The organism is Chromobacterium sphagni (genome assembly GCF_001855555.1).
Classification (GTDB): Bacteria; Pseudomonadota; Gammaproteobacteria; order Burkholderiales; family Chromobacteriaceae; genus Chromobacterium; species Chromobacterium sphagni.
Window position 1 is genome coordinate 65935 of record NZ_MKCT01000017.1, and the last position, 21587, is coordinate 87521.

Consider the following 21587-nt stretch of genomic DNA (forward strand, 5'->3'; position numbering starts at 1 on the left):
CGTGCTGACACTGACTCACTTTCTGGTGCTGGCCGCCATCCTGTTCGCCATCAGCGTGCTGGGGATTTTCCTGAACCGGAAAAACCTGATCGTGCTGCTGATGGCCATCGAGCTGATGCTGCTGGCGGTGAATTTCAACTTCATCGCGTTCTCGCATTACCTGTCGGATTCGGCAGGCCAGATCTTCGTATTCTTCATCCTGACGGTTGCCGCCGCCGAGTCCGCCATTGGTCTGGCGATCCTGGTGGTGCTGTTCCGCAACCTGCAGAGCATCAACGTTGAAGACTTGGGCAGCCTCAAGGGCTAAGGCAAACCGGAACCTTTACAAAGCACAAAAGCATGGATATGAAGAGCTTATACCTGCTGATTGCACTCGCTCCGCTGGCGGGTTCCATCATTGCAGGCCTGTTTGGATGGGCGATCGGACGGCGCGCTTCGCACGTCGTGACGATAGCCGGCGTGGCGGTTTCCGCCGCGCTGTCGCTCAAGGTGCTTCTGTCGTTCCTCAATGGATCGGCGGAGGTTTTCAACGGACCGGTTTACACCTGGCTGACGGTCGGGGGCTATGAGTTCTCGGTAGGCTTCCTGGTGGATTCGCTGACCGCGATCATGCTGGTGGTGGTCACCAGCGTGTCGCTGATGGTGCATATCTACACCATTGGCTATATGCAGGAAGACCCGGGCTACCAGCGCTTCTTCAGCTATATCTCGCTGTTCACCTTCTCGATGCTGATGCTGGTGATGAGCAACAACTTCGTCCAGCTGTTCTTCGGCTGGGAAGCTGTGGGCCTGGTGTCCTACCTGCTGATCGGTTTCTGGTTCAAACGCCCGACGGCGATCTACGCCAACCTGAAGGCCTTCCTGGTCAACCGGGTCGGCGATTTCGGTTTCCTGCTCGGTATCGGCATGGTGCTGGCCTACTTCGGCGGTTCGCTGAACTACAGCGACGTGTTCGCCGCCGCTCCGGCGCTGGCGCACAAGACCGTCACCATCATCCCGGGCCACGAGTGGTCGCTGCTGACCGTCACCTGCATCCTGCTGTTCATTGGCGCGATGGGCAAGTCGGCGCAGTTCCCGCTGCATGTGTGGCTGCCTGACTCGATGGAAGGTCCGACCCCGATCTCCGCGCTGATCCATGCCGCCACCATGGTGACGGCCGGCATCTTCATGGTGTCGCGGATGAGCCCGTTGTTCGAGATGTCCGACACCGCGCTGAACGTGGTGCTGGTGGCAGGCTCGATCACCGCGCTGTTCATGGGCTTCCTCGGCATCGTGCAGAACGACATCAAGCGCGTGGTGGCCTACTCCACGCTGTCGCAGCTGGGTTACATGACCGTGGCGCTGGGCGCGTCGGCCTACCCGATCGCGATGTTCCATGTGATGACCCACGCCTTCTTCAAGGCGCTGCTGTTCCTGGCGGCCGGCTCGGTGATCATCGGCATGCACCATGATCAGGACATGCGCAATATGGGCGGCCTGCGCAAGTACATGCCCATCACCTGGATCACCTCGCTGCTGGGTTCGCTGGCGCTGATCGGCACGCCGTTCTTCTCCGGCTTCTACTCCAAGGACTCGATCATCGAGGCGATCGCCGCTTCGCATCTGTCCGCGGCCGGCTTCGCCTACTTCGCCGTGATCGCCGGCGTGTTCGTCACCGCCTTCTACTCTTTCCGCATGTACTTCCTGGTGTTTCACGGCAGGGAGCGCTGGATGGAGAACCATGGTTCGCAGCACGCGCACCATGGCGACCATGAGGACGAAGAGGAGTCGCACGACCACCACCACGGCCTGGGCCCGAACGACAAGCCGCACGAAAGCCCGTGGGTGGTGACCCTGCCGCTGGTGCTGCTGGCCATCCCGTCGGTGCTGGTCGGCTTCTTCGGCATCGACAAGCTGGTCTACGGCGACTTCTTCAAGGGCGCGCTGTTCGTCAACAACGAAGCGCACCCGGCGATGGAAGAACTGGCGCACGAGTTCCACGGCGCCGTGGCCATGGGCCTGCACTCGTTCACCAGCCTGCCGTTCTTGCTGGCGCTGGCCGGCGTGGTTACCGCCTGGTACTTCTACATGAAGGCGCCGCATATTCCGGCCGCCATCAAGGAGAAGTGCGCCCCGGTCAACAAGCTGCTGGAGAACAAGTACTACCTGGACGAGATCTACTTCGCCGTGTTCGCCAAGGGCTCGCGCGCGCTGGGCACCTTCTTCTGGAAGATCGGCGACATGCTGCTGATCGACGGCTTGCTGGTGGGTTGCGTTTCCGCCGTCACCCGCCGTCTGCAGACCGGTTTCATCTACAGCTACGCCACCGCGATGATCATCGGGGTGCTGGGCCTGATGACCTGGTGGTTCCTGCCGCTGATCTTGCGCTGAGTCCGGGCTTCGGGATTGAAATAACAATATAGGTTTGATTATGTTCACAAATCTGTTAAGTCTGGTGATCTGGACGCCGATACTGGCCGGCCTCGTGGTGCTGGCCACCGGCGGCGACCAGCGCGCGCCGCTGGCGCGCTGGCTGGCCGTGGCGGGGGCCCTGGCGGGCTTCCTGCTGTCGGTGCCGCTGTTCACCGAATTCAACAACCTCAACGGCGGCATGCAGTATGTCGAGATGAAGCCGTGGATCGCCGCGCTTGGCATCAACTACCACCTGGGCGTGGACGGCATCTCGATGCTGTTCGTGGTGCTCAACAGCTTCACCACGCTGTTGGTGGTGATCGCCGGCTGGCAAGTGATCCAGAAGCGCGTCGCGCAGTACATGGCCGCCTTCCTGATCATGTCGGGCCTGATCAACGGCGCCTTCGCCGCGCTGGACGCCATCCTGTTCTACGTCTTCTTCGAAGGCATGCTGATTCCGATGTACCTGATCATCGGCGTCTGGGGTGGTCCGCGCCGCGTTTACGCGTCGATCAAGTTCTTCCTGTACACGCTGCTGGGCTCGCTGCTGATGCTGGTGGCGCTGATCTACCTGTATTTCCTGGCCGGCAAGAGCTTCGATATCCAGTCCTTCCACGCCATCGCCAAGATCCCGCTGACCGCGCAGCTGTTGCTGTTCGGCGCGTTCTTCCTGTCGTTCGCGGTGAAGGTGCCGATGTGGCCGGTGCACACTTGGCTGCCGGACGCCCACGTGGAAGCGCCGACCGGCGGTTCGATGGTGCTGGCGGCGATCACGCTGAAGATCGGCGCTTACGGCTTCCTGCGGTTCGCGCTGCCCATCCTGCCGGACGCCTCGCGCGAACTGGCGCCCATCATCGTCGGCCTGTCGCTGGTGGCGGTGGTCTACATCGGCCTGGTGGCGCTGGTGCAGTCTGACATGAAGAAGCTGGTGGCCTACTCGTCCATCTCGCACATGGGCTTCGTCACCCTGGGCCTGTTCATGTTCACCGGTTCCGAATTGAACCAGTGGGCGGTTGAAGGCGCGCTGGTGCAGATGGTGTCGCACGGCTTCGTTTCTGCCGCGATGTTCTTCTGCATCGGCGTGATGTACGACCGCGTGCACAGCCGCAACATCGCCGACTACGGCGGCGTGGCCAACAAGATGCCCATCTTCGCAGCTTTCATGATGCTGTTCGCGATGGCCAACTCCGGCCTGCCGGCCACTTCCGGCTTCGTCGGCGAGTTCATGGTGATCATGGGCGCGGTGCAGGTGAACTTCTGGTACGCCGCGCTGGCCGCCACCACGCTGATCTTCGGCGCCGCTTACACGCTGTGGATGTACAAGCGCGTGATCTTCGGCGACGTGGCCAACGACCACGTCGCGGCGTTGAAGGACGTCAACAAGCGCGAGTTCCTGGTGCTGGCCATCCTGGCGCTGATGGTGCTGGGCATGGGCCTGTATCCGCAGGCTTTTGTTTCCAAGATGCACCTGGCGGTCAATGACCTGATCGCGCATGTTGCGCAGACCAAGCTGTAAGGGCGGAAGGAATAAACACAATGAATTGGGCTGATCTCAACCTGATACCCGCCATGCCTGAGCTGTTCCTGATCGGCGCGCTGCTGGTGGTGTTGATGCTGGATCTTTTCATCCCCGATGAAAAGCGCGGCATCACCTACGGCCTGACGCTGCTGACCTTGGTCGGCACGGCGGCGGTGCAGGTATACACGTTTACCCCGTATCCGGTGACCACTTTCTCCGGCATGTACGTCGCCGATCCGCTGGCCAACCTGGTCAAGCTGGCGATGTACGGCGTCACTGCCATGGTGCTGGTCTACAGCCGCCAGTACACCGCCGACCGTGGCCTGTACAAGGGCGAGTACTTCTCGCTGGCGCTGTTCGCGCTGCTCGGCATGAACCTGATGGTGTCGGCGTCGCACTTCCTCAGCCTGTACATGGGCCTGGAGCTGCTGTCGCTAGCGCTGTACTCGCTGATCGCGCTGCAACGCGATTCGGTGGCCGCCACCGAATCGGCGATGAAGTACTTCGTGCTGGGCGCGCTGGCTTCCGGCCTGCTGCTGTATGGCATCTCGATGATCTACGGCGCCACCGGCACGCTGGAGCTGGCCGGCGTGGCCAAGTCCATCAAGTCGCACTCGGCCAATGGCCTGCTGTTGATCTTCGGCCTGGTGTTCATCGTCGCCGGCCTCAGCTTCAAGCTGGGCGCGGTGCCGTTCCACATGTGGGTGCCCGACGTCTACCAGGGGTCGCCGACTTCGGTGACGCTGATGGTGGGCGCGGCGCCCAAGCTGGCGGCCTTCGTGTTCGTGCTGCGCATCCTGGCCCAGGGGCTGGACGTGCTGGTCGGCGACTGGCAGGCGATGCTGGTGATCGTGGCCGTGCTGTCGATGGCCATCGGCAACATCACCGCCATCGTGCAGACCAACATCAAGCGCATGCTGGCCTATTCCACCATCTCGCACATGGGCTTTTTGCTCCTGGGCGTGCTGGCCGGAACCCAGCAGGGCTATTCGGCGGCGCTGTTCTACGCCGTGGTCTACGTGGCGATGTCCATGGTCGGCTTCGGCATCATCCTGGCGCTGTCGCGCAAGGGCTTCGAATGCGAGAACATCGACGACCTGAAGGGCCTGAATAGCCGCAACAGCTGGTACGCGCTGCTGATGCTGCTGGCCATGTTCTCGATGGCAGGCATCCCGCCGCTGGTGGGTTTCTACGCCAAGTTCGTGGTGATCAAGGCCATCCTGGACGTCGGCATGGTCAAGCTGGCGGTGTTCGCGGTATTGATGTCGGTGATCGGCGCCTTCTACTACCTGCGCGTGGTCAAGGCCATCTACTTCGATGATGCCGTCGACAATAGCCCGATCGTGGTCCGCGGCGACATGAAGCTGGTGCTGTCGATCAATGCGCTGGCGCTGCTGGCGGTGGGCGTGATGCCGGAATCGGTGCTGGAGCTCTGCCTGCAGGCGATGCGTCAGTCGCTGACCCTGATCTGACGGGATAAGGCGCATGCAAACCAGCATCACCATCCTGCTCCTGCTGGCCGTGGCGGCCGCCAACCTGCCCTTCGCCACCACCCGCGTGGCCGGTTTCGTCAAGGTGGCGCGCAAGCATTTCGGCTGGCAGGCGCTGGAGCTGGCGGTGCTGTTTCTTCTGGTGGGGGGCCTGGCCAGGTTGCTGGAGGCGCGGCAGATGCCGGTGCACGAGCAGAACTGGCAGTTTTACGTCACCACCTTCGCGTTGTTCCTGGTGGCGGGCTTCCCGGGCTTCGTCTACCGTTACTTCTGGCGCAAGCCGGGGCAGTAGCCGCCGCCGGTGGTTCTGAAAAAGCACTGCATGCGCAGTGCTTTTTTTATTTAGATTTGTTGCGGTGCTTGCTTTTTTGCGGCGGTGGGTTGACATTGGCATGCCTTGTGCGCGCCGCCCGCACGCGATGCGGGTCAATCTTATCCACAACCATCATGCTCAAATTCCTGCGTTGCCTTATTTCCGTTCTGCTGCTGGCCGGAGCGGCCCAGGCCAAACCGCTGCAGCCCGCCAGGCACGGCGATTTCATCCACTACACTTACGCGCTGACCTGGCAACCAGGCTTCTGCGCGACCGGCGACGGCTGCCTGCCCGATCAGCCCAAACAGCAGCTGATCGGCCTGCACGGACTGTGGCCGTCGCTGCCGCAAAGCCTGATCCAGCAGGGCGTGCCGGTGCAGCAGTGGTGGGCCAAGGGTTGCGGCTTCTTCCCCCACACGCTGGCCATCCCCTTGCCTCCGCCCGAACTGAGAGAGCAGCTGTGGGAGGTGATGCCGCAGTTGAAGGACGATTTGTACACTCATGAGTACGTCAAGCACGTGCAGTGCTTCGGCTTCGGCGCCAGCGAATTTTTCGGCGCGGCGATGAATATGCGCCAGGCCGTCGTCGACAGCGGCTTCGGCGCCTACCTGCTGGCGCAGGCCGGCCAGACGCGCAGCCGCGAGGAGCTGGCGGCGGAGTTCTCCAAGGCCTTCGGCACCAACCAGGTCCGTTCGCTGCAGTTGCAGTGCGGCAAGGACGGGCGGCAGCGCAATGTGCTGACCCAGGTCTGGTTCACGCTGCGGGCGGACAAGCTGGAAGATTTTCCCAAGGCGGATGCCTTCGTCAACACGCCGGACGGCGAGTACGAAGACAGCTGCGGCCAGCCTTTCCTGATGCCCGGCTGGTGAGCGCGGCGTAAAAAAAACCGCCCGGCGGATGCCGGACGGCTTTCTTGCGCATGGCGGCAAGGCTTAGTCGGTGCCGTAGCGCGGCGAGCGCGGGCCGTACAGCACGCCGTTGGCCTGTCCGCCGGACAGCAGCATATTGCTGGTCATGCCTGCCACCGGGTAGGTGGCGTCGCTGGCGCTGTTGACGATTTGCTTGATCGCGGCGCTGACCAGCATGCCGATCAGGCCGCCGCCGGAGTTGTTGTTGGCGGCATTGTTGCCGTAGGCGCTGCCGGCCCAGATTTCCTGACCGGTCTTCAGGTCCACCAGCCTGGCCTTGACCGAGACTTCCGCCACGCTGTCCAGCACGCTGTAATGCACGCCGTAACGGTTGACGGTGGCGTACAGCGCGGCGTCGGCGCCGAAAATCTGGCGCAGCTTGGCCGGCGGCACCTGCTGGATGTCGTTGGCCATGGTCAGGCCGTTCTGCTTGAAGGTTTCGCTGACCAGCGTCACCGGCAGCACATAGTAGCCGGCCTCGGCCAGCGGATAGCTCATCTGCGACAGCATGCCGTTGGTGGCGTTGACGTCGGGCGACTCGTTGAGCGGCGGCAGGATCAGGATGGAGCGCGGACGGCTTTGCTTGTAGGCGGTGTAATCGCGCTTCACCGGAGCGGCGCAGCCGGTGGCCAGGATGGCGAGCGCGGCGGCGGCGCCGATTTTTGCAAGGTGCTTGAACATGGTTTTTCCTTATTTCTTCAGCTTGGCCAGCAGGAAATCCATGTAGGCGGCCGACTCCGGGAACAGTTTCTTTTCGGTCTGCAGTTCCTGAACCATCTGGTCAGGCTTGCCGGCCGAGGCGTACAGCAGGCCGAGGTGGGCGTGGTAGCCCGGCGGCGGCATATTGCCCTTGGCCTCGATTTTCTGCAGGCCTAGCTCCATCGCGTCAATCTGCTTCTGCGCGTCGGCGCCGTCGCTTTTCAGATAGCTGTAGACCTGCGGCTGATAGCCTTCCCATTGGTACAAGGTTTGGGGGGCGGTGCCGCAGGCGCTCAGCACAGCTGTGCCGGCCAGCAAGGCCAGCATGCCGCTGTATTGTTTTATCTTCTTAGTGTTCATTGTCTCTATCGCTGAGGGTGATTACTTGCCGGGCTGCCAGGCGCCGGAGTCTATGCCGTTGACCAGATTGTTCACCGCCTCGCGCACCGCCAGGTCCAGTACCTTGCCGTTAAGCGTGGAGTCGTAGCTGGCGGTGCCGCCGAAGCCGACGATTTCGCGGTTCGACAGGCTGTACTCGCCGGCTCCCTGGGCGGAGTACACCACTTCCGAGGTCAGGGTGTTGACCACGTTGAGGCTGACCTTGGCGTAGGCGATCTGCTGCTTGCCGCGGCCGAGGATGCCGAACAGCTGCTGGTCGCCCACTTCCTTGCGGCCGAACTCGGTGACGTCGCCGGTGACCACGTAGTCGGCGCCCTTCAGCTTCTGCGCCTGCTGCTTCAGGCCGGCTTCCTGCTTGATTTCCTGCATATTGTCGCGGTCTAGCACATTGAAGCGGTTGGTCTGCTGCAGATCGGTGATCAGGATGGTCTTGGCCTGGCTGCCCAGATGGTCGACGCCGTCGGAGAAGATGCCGCGCATGAAGCTGGAGCGGTTGTCGAACTTGCCGACTGCGATCGGCGCGCGCGCGCCGCTGTAGGGCTTGCCGGCGCTGGCGACTTGCGCGACGGCCAGGGTCTGGGAGCTTTCGGTGGCGCAGCCGGCCAGCATGGCGGCGGTCAGCAGCGCCGGGGCGATATGCTTGATACGCATGGATTGTCTCCAGTAGCTTGGTATGTAATTGAATTGAAAAAAGATTAACAATATAGCGCAATGCCTGTGAAACATTGTTGCGTAATGGTTGGCGAACGGTGATGGGGAGGACGGCCGGGCGCGGGGCCCGGCCGGGAGCGCGAGCTCAGTAGAAGCGGGCTTCGCCTTGCGGGCGGTTCTTGAAGCGTTTGTGCAGCCAGAAATACTGGTCGGGGATTTCGCGGATGCGTTCCTCCAGGAAGGCGTTCATGCGGCGGGTATCCGCTTCGACGTCCTCGCTGGGATAGTGGTCCCATGCCGGGTAGAACTCCAGCTCGAAGCGGTCGCCGACGCGGCGGGCGATGGCCGGCACCACCTTGGCGCGCGCCAGTTTGCTGATGCGCGACAGGCCGGTGATGGTGGCGGCTTTGACGCCGAAGAAGTCGACGAACACCGAGTCGCGTACGCCGAAGTCCTGGTCCGGCAGGTAGAGGAAGGGCGCATGGTCCTTGCGCATCGCCTTGATGATGGGGCGCAAGCCCTCCTGGCGCGACACGATGTAGGCGTTGTCGTAGCGTTGGCGGCCGGCGTAGATCTGGCGGTCCAGCGTGTCGTTCTTCTGGTGCGAATAGACGCTGACCAGCGGAATGTACTGGTTGAGCGCGTACACGCACATCTCGAAGCCGACGAAGTGCGGATAGAACAGGATCACGTCTTCGCCTTGATCGCGCAGGTCGGTGACGTAATGCAGGTTCTTGATGGTGACCAGCTGGTCTATGCGCTGGGCGGAACTCCACCACACCACGCCATATTCCAGCACCATCCGCATCATGTGCTGGCAGTTCTTGCGGATCAGCCGGCGCCGTTCGGACATCGGCATCTGCGGAAAACATAGCCTGAGGTTGATCAGGCCGACGCGGCGGCGGCCGCGGGCCAGCAGGTAGGCCAGATTGCCAAGGCCGCGGGCCAGCAGGCCGATGACCGGCATCGGCAGCAGGCGGATCAGCCAGAGCAGGGCGAAAGCGAGTTTCATGCTTGTCCTTGTTGATTGTCTGGCCGGATGACGCCGGCCGGGCATTTGTAACGGTTGTAGCTCCACAGGTATTGGCTGGGGAAGCGTCGGATCAGGTTTTCCACTTGGGCGTTCATCTGCGCGCAGTCGGCGTTCTTGTCGCCGCTGAACGGTTGCGCCAGCGGCTCGATATGGACGGCGAAGCCCTGGCCCTTAGGCAGGCGTTCGCCGACGAAGAACAGCGTGGTGACGCGGCTCATCTGCGCCAGGCGCGGCACCAGCGTCATGGTGTAGGCCGGCTGACCGAAGAAGGGCGCCCATATGCCCTCGCCGTTGCCCGGCACCTGGTCGGGCAGGATGATGGTGGCCTCGCCCGATTTCAGCGCTTTCATCAGCACTCGTACGCCGGCTGAGGTGGCCGGCGCGGTCTTGCCCTTGCCGCGGGCGCGTCCGGCCTGCATCACCGGTTCCAGCCAGGTCAGCTTGGGCGGGCGATACATGGCGGTCAGCGGAAAAGGCAGGCGCGAACTGATGTAGCGGCCGGCTATGTCGTAGCTTCCCAGGTGCGGAGTGACAAAAACTATGCCATGATCATCAATCAGCGCCTGTTCGACATATTCCCAGCCATGGCAGACTTTGACCATGGCGGCGATGTCTTCCGGGCTGCGGCACCAGGCGATGGCCAGCTCCAGCGCGCCCTTGCCGGTTTCCGCGGCGCTGCGTTTGACTTCACGTGGTAAAACCTGATACTTTTCGAAGATTTTACTAGAACTTAAATTCTCTCGCAGCCGCATGGCGAAGCGCGGAGAAGCATGATAAGTCAGTCGTCCTAGAACGGCACCCAAACCTTGTAGCCAGGATAGGGGCAGGTGCGCCAGGAAAGACAGCAGTAGATGGACTAGCTTGGACATATGAAAGCGCAGTCTTGGTCTCAAAGCGACCTATTTTATCATCACAAGGTTTTGTATTTTTTGGGAACGCAGAATAAATGAGTGAATACCTGTTTACCTCGGAATCCGTATCCGAAGGTCACCCGGACAAGGTCGCCGACCAGATATCCGACGCCATCCTCGACGCCATCCTGCGCGAGGACAAGCACGCCCGGGTAGCGGCCGAGACTCTGGTCAATACCGGATTGGTGGTGCTGGCCGGTGAAATCACCACCAGCGCCAATGTCGACTATATCAAGATCGCGCGCGAAACCATCAAGCGCATCGGTTACGACGACTCGGAGCTGGGCTTCGATTTCCGCGGTTGCGCGGTGATGGCCTGCTACGACAAGCAGTCTCCGGATATCGCCCAGGGCGTGAACGAGGGCGAGGGCCTGGATCTGAACCAAGGCGCCGGCGACCAGGGCTTGATGTTTGGCTACGCTTGCGACGAAACCCCGACGCTGATGCCGTTCCCGATCTACTACGCGCACCGTCTGGTGCAGCGCCAGGCGGAACTGCGCAAGGATGGCCGCCTGCCGTGGCTGCGCCCGGACGCCAAGAGCCAGATCACCTGCGTTTACGATGGCGCCACCGGCCTGCCCAAGCGCATCGACACCGTGGTGCTGTCCACTCAGCACAGCCCGGACATCGACCACAAGACGCTGACCGAGGCGGTGATCGAAGACATCATCAAGCCGGTGCTGCCGCCGGAAATGATCACCGCGGAAACCAAGTTTCTGATCAACCCGACTGGCCGCTTCGTCATCGGCGGCCCGATGGGCGACTGCGGGCTGACTGGCCGCAAGATCATCGTCGACACCTACGGCGGCGCGGCTCCGCACGGCGGCGGCGCGTTCTCCGGCAAGGATCCGTCCAAGGTTGACCGTTCCGCCGCCTACGCTGGCCGCTACGTCGCCAAGAACATTGTCGCCGCCGGCCTGGCGCGCCAGTGCCAGATCCAGGTGTCGTACGCCATTGGCGTGGCCGAACCGACCTCGATCGCGGTGGATACCTTCGGCACCAACAAGATCCCGAACGAAAAGATCGTGGAATTGGTGAAGAAGCATTTCGACCTGCGTCCGAAAGGCATCATCCAGATGCTGGACCTGCTGCGTCCGATCTACGGCAAGACCGCCGCTTACGGCCACTTCGGCCGCGAAGAGCCGGAGTTCAGCTGGGAGCGCACCGACAAGGTGGAGGCGCTGCGCGCCGACGCCGGGCTGTAAGCGCGATTCCGCAAAATAAAAACCGCCGGTTTCGGCGGTTTTTTCGTTTCCGCCGTTCAAGGCGGCGCGGTTCAGGCGCTCAGACGGCGGCGCGCACGCTGCAGTTTTTGCCGGCGGCCTTGGCCTGGTACAGCGCCTTGTCGGCATGGTGGTATAACTGCGCCAGTGTCCGGCCGTGGCGCGGCAGCGCGGCGATGCCGCAGGAGAAGCTGGTATGGAAGCGCTGCTCCTGGCCGGAATGGCTTAGCCGTGAAAAGCTGTCGCGCCAGTGTTCGACGCGCAACTGCGCCTGCTCGGCGTCGCTGCCGGGCAGCAACACCAAAAATTCCTCGCCGCCAAGCCGGCAGACGATGTCGGCGGCGCGGCATTCCCGTTGCAGCAGCCGCGCCAGCGCCTGCAACACCTGGTCGCCCACCTGGTGGCCATGGCTGTCGTTGATGCGCTTGAAGTTGTCCAGATCTATCATCGCCACCGCTATCGGCCGGTTGTCGCGTTCGGCGCGGCGGCTTTCGCGCGCGAAGGTCTCATCCAGATAACGGCGGTTGAACAGGCCGGTCAGCGGATCGCGCAGCGTCTGCTGGCGCAGCGCCGCCTGAAGTTGCTCGATTTGCGCCAGCCGTTCTATCAACTGCTGATTGGCGCTTTTCAGCGCGTCCTCCGCTTCGCGCCGCTGGGTAATGTCGCGCATCACCAGCATGCGGGTATGGCTGGGCTGCCTGCCCTGTAAGCGCGTATGTCCAGAATGATGCCGCTGTCCGGCACCATCAGCTCAAGGTGCCGGCTTTCCTTCTCCAGCATGGCACCGCCCAGCCAGGGCGCGGGCAGCGCGTTGCCTTGCAGCTGCCGCGCCGGTTTGCCCAGCATTCGCGCGCCGGAGGGATTGATATCGAGGATGCGCAACTGTTGATCCACCACCACAATGCCGTCGCCCATCGCTTCGAAGGCGCGGGTGCGCGCCACCGGCACCAGATAAAGCTGGCGCAGGTAGAGCAGATCTATGGCGAACACCATGCCGGTGAAGGCGAAGGAGTGCGGCGTGGGGTCGAGTCCCCGCAGCGGGAAGGCGCCGCTCAGGTAGAGAATATTTCCCAGCCACGGGGCGACCGCGCTAAGCATCAGGGTAATGGACTGTCCGCGGAAATGCGCCGGATAGTAGTGCAGCGAGCGGATCAGCAGCAGGCTTCCCAGCAGCATCATCAGATAGGAATAGCCGGCCACGCCCAGCCAGAACACCGGCCCGTGGCCGTAGATCAGCAGGTTGTAGCCGGAGGGGCTGGGCCGGTAGCTGGTCCAGACCAGATGATGGTATTCGTTGCCGGCGGCTAGCAGCAGGCAGGTCAGGGGGATGGCGAACAGGGTAGCCAGCCAGTAGCGGCGGCGCATCAGGTCGATGTGGTTGTAATCCAGCGCCAGCAGCAGGAACAACACCGGGGTGCCGAGAGTGCCGATGTATTCCACCTTGGACCAGAATATCTTGGCGGCTAAGCTGGTGGCCGATAGTTCGCACATGGCGCCGCCGGCCCAGAAGGCGACTGCAGCCATCAATAGCGCCAGCTAGCGCACCCCGGCGAATTGCCTGCGGTTCCAGGCGATGATGCTGATGGCGGCGGAGAGCAGCGCCGCCAGGCCCGACAGGGCGGCCAACGGGGTGAATGCGAAGGACATGGTCTGACGAACGATGAAAAGACGGCCAGTTTATCGCCTAGGCATGACTTGTCCTATCCTTTCGCGTATGACTAGGTATAATTACTTCGCATCCCGAGGAGCGCTGCGAGGATCGGTTCAAGATTGAGCCGCATCCCCAGGCTCGGGAGGCGTGGAGACGAAAGTCTGCGACAAAACGGCGCTCACCTGACTCATGACCGTGGCGGGTACGGGATGGCGGGTGAGCCCTATCCCTCCCGGCCGCGTGAACAAGGATTGCTCACGATGGCTGATTTTTCCGATTTTCACGTAGCTGACATCAAGCTTGCCGACTGGGGTCGCAAGGAACTGAATATCGCCGAGACCGAAATGCCCGGTCTGATGGCGACCCGCGACGAATACCGCGCCAGCCAGCCGCTGCGCGGCGCCCGTATCGCCGGCAGCCTGCACATGACGGTGCAGACCGCGGTGCTGATCGAGACCCTGACCGCGCTGGGCGCCGAAGTGCGCTGGGCGTCGTGCAATATCTTCTCCACTCAGGACCACGCCGCCGCCGCCATCGCCGCCGCCGGCATCCCGGTATTCGCCTTCAAGGGTGAAAGCCTGGACGAATACTGGGAGTTCAGCCACAAGATCTTCGAGTGGCCGGAAGGGCAACCGGCCAACATGATTCTGGACGACGGCGGCGACGCCACCCTGCTGCTGCTGCTGGGCAGCAAGGCCGAGCAGGACATCGGCGTGATCGCTCACGCCACCAACGAGGAAGAGACCGCGCTGTTCGCCTCGATCAAGCGCCACCTGGCCATCGATCCGCGCTGGTATTCCAAGCGCCTGGTTCACATCCAGGGCGTGACCGAGGAAACCACCACCGGCGTGCACCGCCTGTACCAGATGCAAAAGGACGGCCACCTGCCGTTCCCGGCGATCAATGTCAACGATTCCGTCACCAAGTCCAAGTTCGACAATCTGTACGGCTGCCGCGAATCGCTGGTTGACGGCATCAAGCGCGCCACCGACGTGATGATCGCCGGCAAGGTGGCGGTGGTGCTGGGTTACGGCGATGTGGGCAAGGGCTGCGCGCAAAGCCTGCGCGGCCTGGGCGCCACGGTATGGGTAACCGAGATTGACCCGATCTGCGCGCTGCAGGCTGCGATGGAAGGCTACCGCGTGGTGCGGATGGACGAGGTGGCCGGCGAGGCCGACATCTTCGTCACCGCCACCGGCAACGTCGGCGTGATCACCCACGAGCACATGAAGAAGATGCGCAATAACGCCATCGTCTGCAATATTGGCCACTTCGACAGCGAAATCGAAGTCGCCAGCCTGCGCCAGCACCGGTGGGAAAACATCAAGCCGCAGGTGGACCACATTATCTTCCCGGACGGCAAGCGCGTGATCCTGCTGGCCGAGGGCCGCTTGGTGAATCTGGGCTGCGCCACCGGCCACCCCAGCTTCGTGATGTCCAACAGCTTCACCAACCAGGTGCTGGCGCAGATCGAGCTGTTCGCCAACGGCCAGAACTACGACAAGAAAGTGTATGTGCTGCCCAAGCATCTGGATGAAAAGGTGGCGCGGCTGCACCTGGCGCGCATCGGCGCCCGCCTGACCGAGCTGTCCGATCAGCAGTCGGCCTACATCAGCGTGCCCAAGCAGGGTCCTTATAAGCCGGATCACTATCGTTATTGATTTTTGAACCAAGGCGCAACGGACAGCCCCCCTAGAATGGAGCTGTCCGTTTTTTTCGGACCAGGATAAAGCAGCCAGGCACATCGAGGCCGGCGACGACAAGATAGCCAGGGCGATAGAGAGGATCACGATGACGCAGACGCCACGCACCTTCAGTTTCGAGTTTTTCCCGCCCAAGACGCCGGAGGGCATCGCCAAGCTGCGCACCACCCGCCAGCAGCTCGCGCAGTTCAAGCCGCAGTTTTTCTCGGTGACTTTCGGCGCCGGCGGAACTACCCGCGACGGCACGCTGTCCACCGTGCTGGAGATCCGCAGCGAAGGCCAGGCGGCGGCGCCGCATCTGTCCTGCATCGGCTCCACCCGGGAAAACATCGCTGCCATCCTGGACGAATACCGCAACAACGGCATCCGCCATCTGGTGGCGCTGCGCGGCGACATCCCGTCCGGCATGGTGGCGGCCGGCGAGTTCCGCTACGCCAACGAGTTGGTGTCTTTCATCCGCGAACAGCACGGCGGCCACTTCCACATCGAGGTGGCGGCCTATCCTGAGTTCCATCCGCAGGCACGTTCGGCCGAGGACGACATCAACAATTTCGTCCGCAAGGTGCGGGCCGGCGCCGATTCGGCGATGACCCAGTATTTCTTCAACGCCGACAGCTATTTCCGTTTTGTCGACGAGGTCCGCGCCCGCGGGGTGGACATTCCGGTGGTGCCGGGTATCATGCCGATCTCCAATTTCGGCCAGCTGTGCCGCTTCTCCGACATGTGCGGGGCGGAAGTGCCGCGCTGGCTCAGGCAGCGGATGCAGGCCTATTATGACGACACCGCGTCCATCCGCGCGCTGGGGCTGGACGTGGTGACCGAGCTGTGCGACCGCCTGCTGCAGGGCGGCGCGCCCGGCCTGCATTTCTACACTTTGAACCAGGCAGGACTGGTCTCCACCATCTGGCAGAGGCTGGGCCTGTGACGGCCGGCGGGCGCTCGAAGCGGGCGCCCGCGGCTTGCAACATCAGGAAGCCTCATGCAAGAAAACAGAATTAGCGGAACCGAGCCCAGGAAATCGTTGCTGGGCCAGGTCATTTTCAGCAGCCGTTGGCTGCAACTGCCCATCTACCTGGGCCTGATCGTGGTGCAGGGCGTCTACGCCTGGAAATTCCTCGCCCAGCTGTGGGAACTGCTGCTTGGGCTGGATCACATGACCGAGACCGACATCATGCTGGCGGTGCTGGGTCTGATCGACGTGGTGATGATCGCCAACCTGCTGGTGATGGTGACGGTGGGAGGCTACGAAACCTTCGTCTCCAGGCTGCGCATCGACAGCCATCCGGACCAGCCGGAGTGGCTGGACCACGTCAACGCCTCGGTGCTGAAGGTAAAGCTGTCGATGGCCATCATCAGCATTTCGTCGATCCACCTGCTGCAGACCTTCATCAACGCCAGCCGGATAGACGAGCACACCATCAAGTGGCAGCTGTTCCTGCATCTGGCCTTCCTGCTGTCGGCGGCGGCCATCGCCTATACCGACAAGCTGCTGTCCAGCACCACCGCGCAGCAGCAGGGGCACTGAGCCTCCTGCGGCGCCCACCATGAGAAATGGCCCTCGCGGGCCATTTCTCATTGCGTTTTGCAAGCTCTCACATGCTGCGCAGCTGTCCCAGCGGCAGCGCGGTGGTGCGCTTGATCTCCTTTAGCACGAAGCTGGACTTCACATCCTCGACGCCCGGATGCTGCAACAGCTCGTCCATCACGAAGCGCGAGAAGTGCTCCATGTCTTCGAAGTAAACCTGCAGCAGGTAGTCCATCTCGCCGGTCATGGCGAAGCAGTTGATCACCTCCGGCCAGTTCTGCACCGCCTCGATGAAGCTTTGCAGATGCAGATTGCCGCGTTTCTCCAGCGTAACTCGCACCCAGGCCTGCAGGCCCAAACCGATATGCGCAGGATCGAGCAGGGCGACGTACTGGCGGATGACGCCAGACTCTTCCAGCTGTTTCAGCCGGCGCAGGCAGGGCGACGGGGACAGGGCTACGCGTTCGGCCAGCTCGACGTTGGTCAACCTGCCGTCATGCTGTAGTTCGGCCAGAATACGCAAGTCTGTCTTGTCTAATGTGAGACTTGGCATATTTTCTCCTGATTATCGGTATGTTGAGACATTTTATTCTTCAATATTGCTCAAAGTAAGCCATTTAGCAAGATAATTGCTGCCAGCTTTCCATAGAATAAAAAGCCTAAATCAAGCAAACGGCAGCATCAGACTGCCGGTGCATGTCGATGGTGTGTGACAGCAGATAACGATTCGTTCGGAGGAGAGCTTGCCGTGCCGCCATCGGCGGTCGGCGCCTGTTCACGTGTTCCCGCGTGAACCGCGGTTTTCCTCTCTCTGTCTCTTCCCGCCCTGTCGAACTGCCATCCGCCCGCATCGCGGGAGGGAGGGCGGCCTGCTTACATAACGCGGTCCGCCTGCAGACGTTTACAAGTAGCGCTCAAGCCGAGTCGATTGTCGGTGCAAGAAAATTCCTGCGCCGGCCTATAACAGAGGAGAAACTGATGAAAATGGAAGCCATGCTGCAAAATCCGCTAGCCACCGACGGTTTTGAGTTCGTCGAATACACCGCTCCCGACGCCGATGGCGTGGAGAAGCTGAACCAGCTGTTCCTGTCGCTGGGCTTCACCGAGGTCGCTCGCCACCGCAGCAAGGACGTGCGTCTGTATCGCCAGGGCGACATCAACTTCATCCTGAACGCCGAACGCAGCCAGCCGGCCAGCGAGTTCGCCAAGGCGCACGGCCCGTCGGCTTGTGCGATGGCCTGGCGCGTCAAGGACGCCGCCAAGGCGTACGAGTATGCGCTGTCGCACGGCGCCAAGCCCTATCAGCGCCCGGTCGGCGCGATGGAGCTGAACATCCCGGCGGTGCAGGGCATAGGCGGCTCCGCGCTGTACTTCGTCGACCGCTACGGCAAGGGCAAGGACATCTACGAGATCGACTTCGTGCCGCTGGAGGGCGTGGACCAGCATCCGGCCGGCGTCGGCCTGACCCTGATCGACCACCTGACCCATAACGTCAGCCGTGGCAATATGGCGACTTGGGCCGACTTCTACACCGGTATCGCCAACTTCCGCGAGATCCGCTACTTCGACATCGAAGGCAAGCTGACCGGCCTGGTGTCCAAGGCGATGACCAGCCCCTGCGGCAAGATCCGCATCCCGATCAACGAATCGTCCGACGATAAGAGCCAGATCGAGGAATTCCTGCGCCAGTACAACGGCGAAGGCATCCAGCACATCGCGCTGACCACCGACGACATCTACGCCACGGTGGAAACGCTGCGCGCGCGCGGCACCCGCTTCCTGGATACGCCGGACACCTATTACGCCAAGGTGGACAGCCGCGTGCCGGATCACGGCGAAGACGTGGCCCGCCTGCAGAGGAACCACATCCTGATCGACGGCGCGCCGGTTGAAGGCATCTTGCTGCAGATCTTCACCGAAACCGTGATCGGCCCGATCTTCTTCGAGATCATCCAGCGCAAGGGCAACGAGGGCTTCGGCGAAGGCAACTTCAAGGCCTTGTTCGAGTCCATCGAGGAAGACCAGATCCGCCGCGGCGTGCTGAAGGGTGACTGATAGCCGGTTGCCGCCAGGCCGGGGTTGCCCCGGCCTGGTTTAGAGTGCTTGCCCATGGAAGCCGGTTTTCCCGCCGCCATGGGTTTCGATGCTTTATCGATCAGGACATTCATCATGCGTAAATGGATCAGTTTTCCGCACCGTGAGGGCACTTTCTCGCGCCAGGCGCACGCCGACTTCCCGGCCGAGGCCATCTACGAGCGCGAAGTGGGCCGCAGCGGCTTCTTCGGTCCGGCCACCCACCTGCACCACAAGCATCCGCCCACCGGCTGGAGCAACTGGGAAGGCCCGCTGCGTCCGCGCGCCTTCGACCTGAACGAGCTGCCGCACGGCACGCCGGCGCCGTGGGACGCGCCGCTGGTGTTGCACAATAATCAATGCAAGCTGCGGATCTGGCGCTGCGACAAGGCGATGACCCAGCTGTTCCGCAACGCCGACGGCGACGACCTGCTGTTCATCCACGCCGGCAGCGGCGAGCTGTTCTGCGACTACGGCCACCTCAGCTACCGCGACGGCGACTACATTCTGGTGCCGCGCTCGACCAGCTGGCGCATCGAGCCGGCGGCGCCCACCACCATGCTGCTGATTGAAACCAGCAACGGCGGCTACCAGCTGCCGGAAAAAGGCCTGGTGGGCCCGCACGCCATTTTCGACGAGGCGATGCTGGACGTGCCGGCGATAGACGACGCCTTCCGCGCGCAGCAGACAGAGGACGAATGGCAGGTGGTGATCAAGCGCCGCGGCGCACTGTCCACCGTCACCTACCCGTTCAATCCGCTGGACGCCATCGGCTGGCACGGCAATAACGCGGTGGCGCGCATCAACTGGCGCGACATCCGTCCGCTGATGAGCCACCGCTATCACCTGCCGCCGTCGGCGCACACCACCTTCGTCGCCGACGGCTTCGTGGTGTGCACCTTTGTGCCGCGGCCCATCGAGTCCGATCCGGGCGCGCTCAAGGTTCCGTTCTATCACAACAACGACGACTACGACGAAGTGATCTTCTACCATGCCGGCGACTTCTTCAGCCGCGACAACATCAAGCCCGGCATGCTGACCTTCCACCCGGCCGGCTTTACCCACGGCCCGCACCCGAAGGCCTTCGCCAAGGCGATGACCGAGCCGAAGAAGTTCACCGACGAAGTGGCGGTGATGATAGACGCCCGCGACGCGCTGGAGCAGGGTCCTGGCCTCGCCAGCGTGGAGTGGCAGGGATATGTCGACAGCTGGAAGCCGAAGCAGGCCTGACGCCATTGTGGCTGCGCTTCTCCCTCGGCCTGCTCGCGACGCCATCGCGTTCAGGCCAGGTCGAGCATTGATATCGAGGAACGGTCCGAAGCGGCCGTAAGCAGAAAGAACATCAAGATGAAATTAGCCACCTACCAAAACCACACCCGCGACGGCCAACTGCTGGTCGTCAGCCGTGACCTCTCCCGCGCAGTGGCGGTGCCCGCCATCGCCGCTACCCTGCAGGCCGCGCTGGACAACTGGGCGCTGGCCGAGCCGCGCCTGCAGGAAGTCTACGCCGCGCTGAACCATGGCCAGGTGCCGGACGAGATCGCCTTCGATGCCAGGCGTTGCCACAGCCCGTTGCCGCGCGCCTACCAGTGGGCCGATGGCAGCGCTTACCTGAACCATGTCGAGCTGGTGCGCAAGGCGCGCGGCGCCGAAGTGCCGGAGAGCTTCTATGTCGACCCGCTGATGTACCAAGGCGGCTCCGACGCTTTTCTCGCGCCCACCGCCGACATTCCGCTGCGCGACGAGGCCTGGGGCCTGGATTTCGAGGGCGAAGTGGCGGTGATCACCGGCGATGTGCCGCTGGGCGCGCCTGCCGACGCCAAGCATATCCGTCTGTTGATGCTGGTCAACGATGTGACGCTGCGCAACCTGATCCCGCCGGAACTGGCCAAGGGCTTTGGCTTCTTCCAGAGCAAGCCGGCCACCGCCTTCTCGCCGGTGGCGGTCACCCCGGACGAACTGGGCGATGCCTGGCGCGAAGGCAAGGTGCATTTACCGCTTCTGGTGGACTACAACGGTGGCTTCTACGGCAAGCCCAATTGCGGCGTGGAAATGCAGTTCAGCTTCCCGCAACTGGTGGCGCATGTTTCCAGGACCCGCGAACTGGTCGCCGGCTCCGTGGTCGGCTCCGGCACCATCTCCAACAAGGACCGGGCGATGGGCTCCTGCTGCCTGGCCGAGCAGCGGATGATCGAAACCATCGAGCAGGGCGCGCCGAAGACCCCGTTCATGACGGTTGGCGACAGCGTGCGCATCGAAATGAAGAACGCAGCCGGCGAAAGCATTTTCGGCGCGATCGAGCAAAGGGTTGTCAAGCATGGCTGAACGCGTGCTGTACGGCTACTTCCGTTCCAGCGCCGCCTACCGGGTGCGCATCGCGTTGAATCTGAAGGGGCTGGCGTACCGGCAGCGGCCGGTCAACCTGCTCAAGGGCGAGCAGAAGAGCGCCGAGTACCTGGCGCTCAACCCGCACGGCATGGTGCCGCTGCTGGACGACGGCGGGGTGAAAATCGTCCAGTCGCTGGCGATCTGCGAATATCTGGACGACGCCTACCCGGACACCGCGCGGCTGTTGCCGTCGGACCCGGTGGCCAGGGCGCGCGCGCGTTCGATTGCGTTGGCGATCGCCGCCGACATCCACCCGTTGCAGAACCCGCGCGTCGGCAAGCATTTGCAGGCGGAGTTCGGCGTCGGCGAGGATGGCAAGACCGAGTGGATCCGCCACTGGATCCGCACCGGTTTCGACGCGCTGGAGCAACAGCTGGCGGCATCGCCTGCCCGCTACGCGGCGGGCGACGAGCCGACGCTGGCCGACGTCTGCCTGTTGCCGCAGGTGTTCAGCGCGCGCCGTTTCGCTGTCGACCTGGCGCCTTATCCGCACATCGTGCGGATAGCCGAAGCGCTGGACGCGCTGCCGGCCTTTGCCGATGCCCATCCGGCCAAGCAGCCCGACGCGGTGTGAGCTAAGTGTTTGTTCCCGCAGCCTGTCCGCCTTGGCGGGCAGGCTGCTTTGTTTTGCGCGGGCTTTTGCCAGGCATGTTCCTGCAATTATTTCTTGACGCAATGGGCTTCATCTGATTAAATGCGTGGCTCTGACG

The 21587-nt window shown here is 62.7% G+C and carries 22 protein-coding genes and 1 riboswitch; of the genes, 14 read left to right on the forward strand and 8 right to left on the reverse strand.

Annotated elements, in window-relative coordinates; genetic code table 11:
- Nucleotide 1 precedes the first annotated feature (1 nt).
- The 6 genes from nuoK to BI344_RS08615 all read left to right on the forward strand — a co-directional run bounded on the left by nuoK (nt 2) and on the right by BI344_RS08615 (nt 6582).
- Nucleotides 2-307 (forward strand): NADH-quinone oxidoreductase subunit NuoK, encoded by a 306-nt coding sequence (nuoK, locus tag BI344_RS08590; RefSeq protein ID WP_043580285.1) that lies wholly within the window; start codon nt 2-4, stop codon nt 305-307.
- Nucleotides 308-339: 32 nt separating this feature from the next.
- On the forward strand, nt 340-2370 hold the full coding sequence (nuoL, locus tag BI344_RS08595) for an NADH-quinone oxidoreductase subunit L (protein WP_071112550.1): 2031 nt from the start codon (nt 340-342) through the stop codon (nt 2368-2370).
- A gap of 40 nt (nt 2371-2410) precedes the next feature.
- On the forward strand, nt 2411-3907 hold the full coding sequence (locus BI344_RS08600) for an NADH-quinone oxidoreductase subunit M (RefSeq protein ID WP_071112551.1): 1497 nt from the start codon (nt 2411-2413) through the stop codon (nt 3905-3907).
- A 20-nt stretch (nt 3908-3927) separates the two neighbouring features.
- Nucleotides 3928-5382, forward strand: a complete 1455-nt coding sequence (nuoN, locus tag BI344_RS08605) for an NADH-quinone oxidoreductase subunit NuoN (RefSeq protein ID WP_071112552.1) — start codon at nt 3928-3930, stop codon at nt 5380-5382.
- Between the two features lie 13 nt (nt 5383-5395).
- On the forward strand, nt 5396-5692 hold the full coding sequence (locus BI344_RS08610) for a DUF2818 family protein (RefSeq protein WP_071112553.1): 297 nt from the start codon (nt 5396-5398) through the stop codon (nt 5690-5692).
- 155 nt (nt 5693-5847) lie between these two features.
- Entirely contained in the window at nt 5848-6582 is a 735-nt protein-coding gene (locus BI344_RS08615) for a ribonuclease T2 family protein (RefSeq protein WP_083370135.1), read from the forward strand.
- A gap of 63 nt (nt 6583-6645) precedes the next feature.
- On the opposite strand, the gene BI344_RS08620 is transcribed toward BI344_RS08615, so the two are convergent.
- From BI344_RS08620 to BI344_RS08640, 5 genes are all read right to left on the reverse strand, one after another.
- Nucleotides 6646-7302 (reverse strand): DUF799 domain-containing protein, encoded by a 657-nt coding sequence (locus BI344_RS08620; protein WP_071112554.1) that lies wholly within the window; start codon nt 7300-7302, stop codon nt 6646-6648.
- 9 nt (nt 7303-7311) lie between these two features.
- Nucleotides 7312-7680: a DUF4810 domain-containing protein gene (locus BI344_RS08625; RefSeq protein WP_071112555.1), complete on the reverse strand. Its 369-nt coding sequence runs from the start codon at nt 7678-7680 to the stop codon at nt 7312-7314.
- Between the two features lie 21 nt (nt 7681-7701).
- On the reverse strand, nt 7702-8370 hold the full coding sequence (locus BI344_RS08630) for a CsgG/HfaB family protein (RefSeq protein ID WP_071112556.1): 669 nt from the start codon (nt 8368-8370) through the stop codon (nt 7702-7704).
- A gap of 145 nt (nt 8371-8515) precedes the next feature.
- Nucleotides 8516-9382, reverse strand: coding sequence for a lipid A biosynthesis lauroyl acyltransferase (locus BI344_RS08635; protein ID WP_071112557.1), 867 nt, complete (start codon nt 9380-9382; stop codon nt 8516-8518).
- Nucleotides 9379-10272, reverse strand: coding sequence for a lysophospholipid acyltransferase family protein (locus BI344_RS08640; protein WP_071112558.1), 894 nt, complete (start codon nt 10270-10272; stop codon nt 9379-9381). The genes BI344_RS08635 and BI344_RS08640 overlap by 4 nt, the downstream gene beginning before the upstream one ends.
- A gap of 77 nt (nt 10273-10349) precedes the next feature.
- Here BI344_RS08640 and metK point away from each other — a divergent pair, with 77 nt between their 5' ends.
- On the forward strand, nt 10350-11519 hold the full coding sequence (gene metK, locus BI344_RS08645) for a methionine adenosyltransferase (RefSeq protein WP_071112559.1): 1170 nt from the start codon (nt 10350-10352) through the stop codon (nt 11517-11519).
- A 79-nt stretch (nt 11520-11598) separates the two neighbouring features.
- Here metK and BI344_RS08650 read toward each other — a convergent pair whose 3' ends face one another.
- Together BI344_RS08650 and BI344_RS08655 are read right to left on the reverse strand one after the other, a co-directional pair.
- Complete coding sequence (locus tag BI344_RS08650) at nt 11599-12207, reverse strand: GGDEF domain-containing protein (protein ID WP_158021047.1); 609 nt, start codon at nt 12205-12207, stop codon at nt 11599-11601.
- Complete coding sequence (locus BI344_RS08655; protein WP_071112561.1) at nt 12207-13061, reverse strand: histidine kinase N-terminal 7TM domain-containing protein; 855 nt, start codon at nt 13059-13061, stop codon at nt 12207-12209. The genes BI344_RS08650 and BI344_RS08655 overlap by 1 nt, the downstream gene beginning before the upstream one ends.
- Before the next feature lie 212 nt (nt 13062-13273).
- Nucleotides 13274-13375: riboswitch (S-adenosyl-L-homocysteine riboswitch) on the forward strand.
- A 73-nt stretch (nt 13376-13448) separates the two neighbouring features.
- Between BI344_RS08655 and ahcY the strand changes: the two genes are divergently transcribed.
- The 3 genes from ahcY (at nt 13449) to BI344_RS08670 (ending at nt 16416) form a co-directional block, all read left to right on the forward strand.
- On the forward strand, nt 13449-14849 hold the full coding sequence (gene ahcY, locus BI344_RS08660) for an adenosylhomocysteinase (RefSeq protein WP_071112562.1): 1401 nt from the start codon (nt 13449-13451) through the stop codon (nt 14847-14849).
- Between the two features lie 130 nt (nt 14850-14979).
- Entirely contained in the window at nt 14980-15816 is an 837-nt protein-coding gene (gene metF, locus BI344_RS08665) for a methylenetetrahydrofolate reductase [NAD(P)H] (protein WP_071112563.1), read from the forward strand.
- A gap of 54 nt (nt 15817-15870) precedes the next feature.
- Complete coding sequence (locus tag BI344_RS08670) at nt 15871-16416, forward strand: TIGR00645 family protein (RefSeq protein ID WP_071112564.1); 546 nt, start codon at nt 15871-15873, stop codon at nt 16414-16416.
- Nucleotides 16417-16483: 67 nt separating this feature from the next.
- On the opposite strand, the gene BI344_RS08675 is transcribed toward BI344_RS08670, so the two are convergent.
- Complete coding sequence (locus BI344_RS08675; RefSeq protein ID WP_071112565.1) at nt 16484-16969, reverse strand: Lrp/AsnC family transcriptional regulator; 486 nt, start codon at nt 16967-16969, stop codon at nt 16484-16486.
- Nucleotides 16970-17394: 425 nt separating this feature from the next.
- On the opposite strand from BI344_RS08675, the gene hppD reads away from it, so the two are divergent.
- From hppD to maiA, 4 genes are all read left to right on the forward strand, one after another.
- Complete coding sequence (gene hppD, locus BI344_RS08680) at nt 17395-18471, forward strand: 4-hydroxyphenylpyruvate dioxygenase (protein WP_071112566.1); 1077 nt, start codon at nt 17395-17397, stop codon at nt 18469-18471.
- 114 nt (nt 18472-18585) lie between these two features.
- Nucleotides 18586-19719, forward strand: coding sequence for a homogentisate 1,2-dioxygenase (locus BI344_RS08685; RefSeq protein ID WP_071112948.1), 1134 nt, complete (start codon nt 18586-18588; stop codon nt 19717-19719).
- A gap of 117 nt (nt 19720-19836) precedes the next feature.
- Nucleotides 19837-20814, forward strand: a complete 978-nt coding sequence (locus BI344_RS08690; RefSeq protein ID WP_071112567.1) for a fumarylacetoacetate hydrolase family protein — start codon at nt 19837-19839, stop codon at nt 20812-20814.
- The gene (gene maiA, locus BI344_RS08695; protein ID WP_071112568.1) at nt 20807-21451 is read left to right on the forward strand and encodes a maleylacetoacetate isomerase; all 645 of its coding nucleotides are present in this window, start codon (nt 20807-20809) and stop codon (nt 21449-21451) included. The genes BI344_RS08690 and maiA overlap by 8 nt, the downstream gene beginning before the upstream one ends.
- Nucleotides 21452-21587 lie beyond the last annotated feature (136 nt).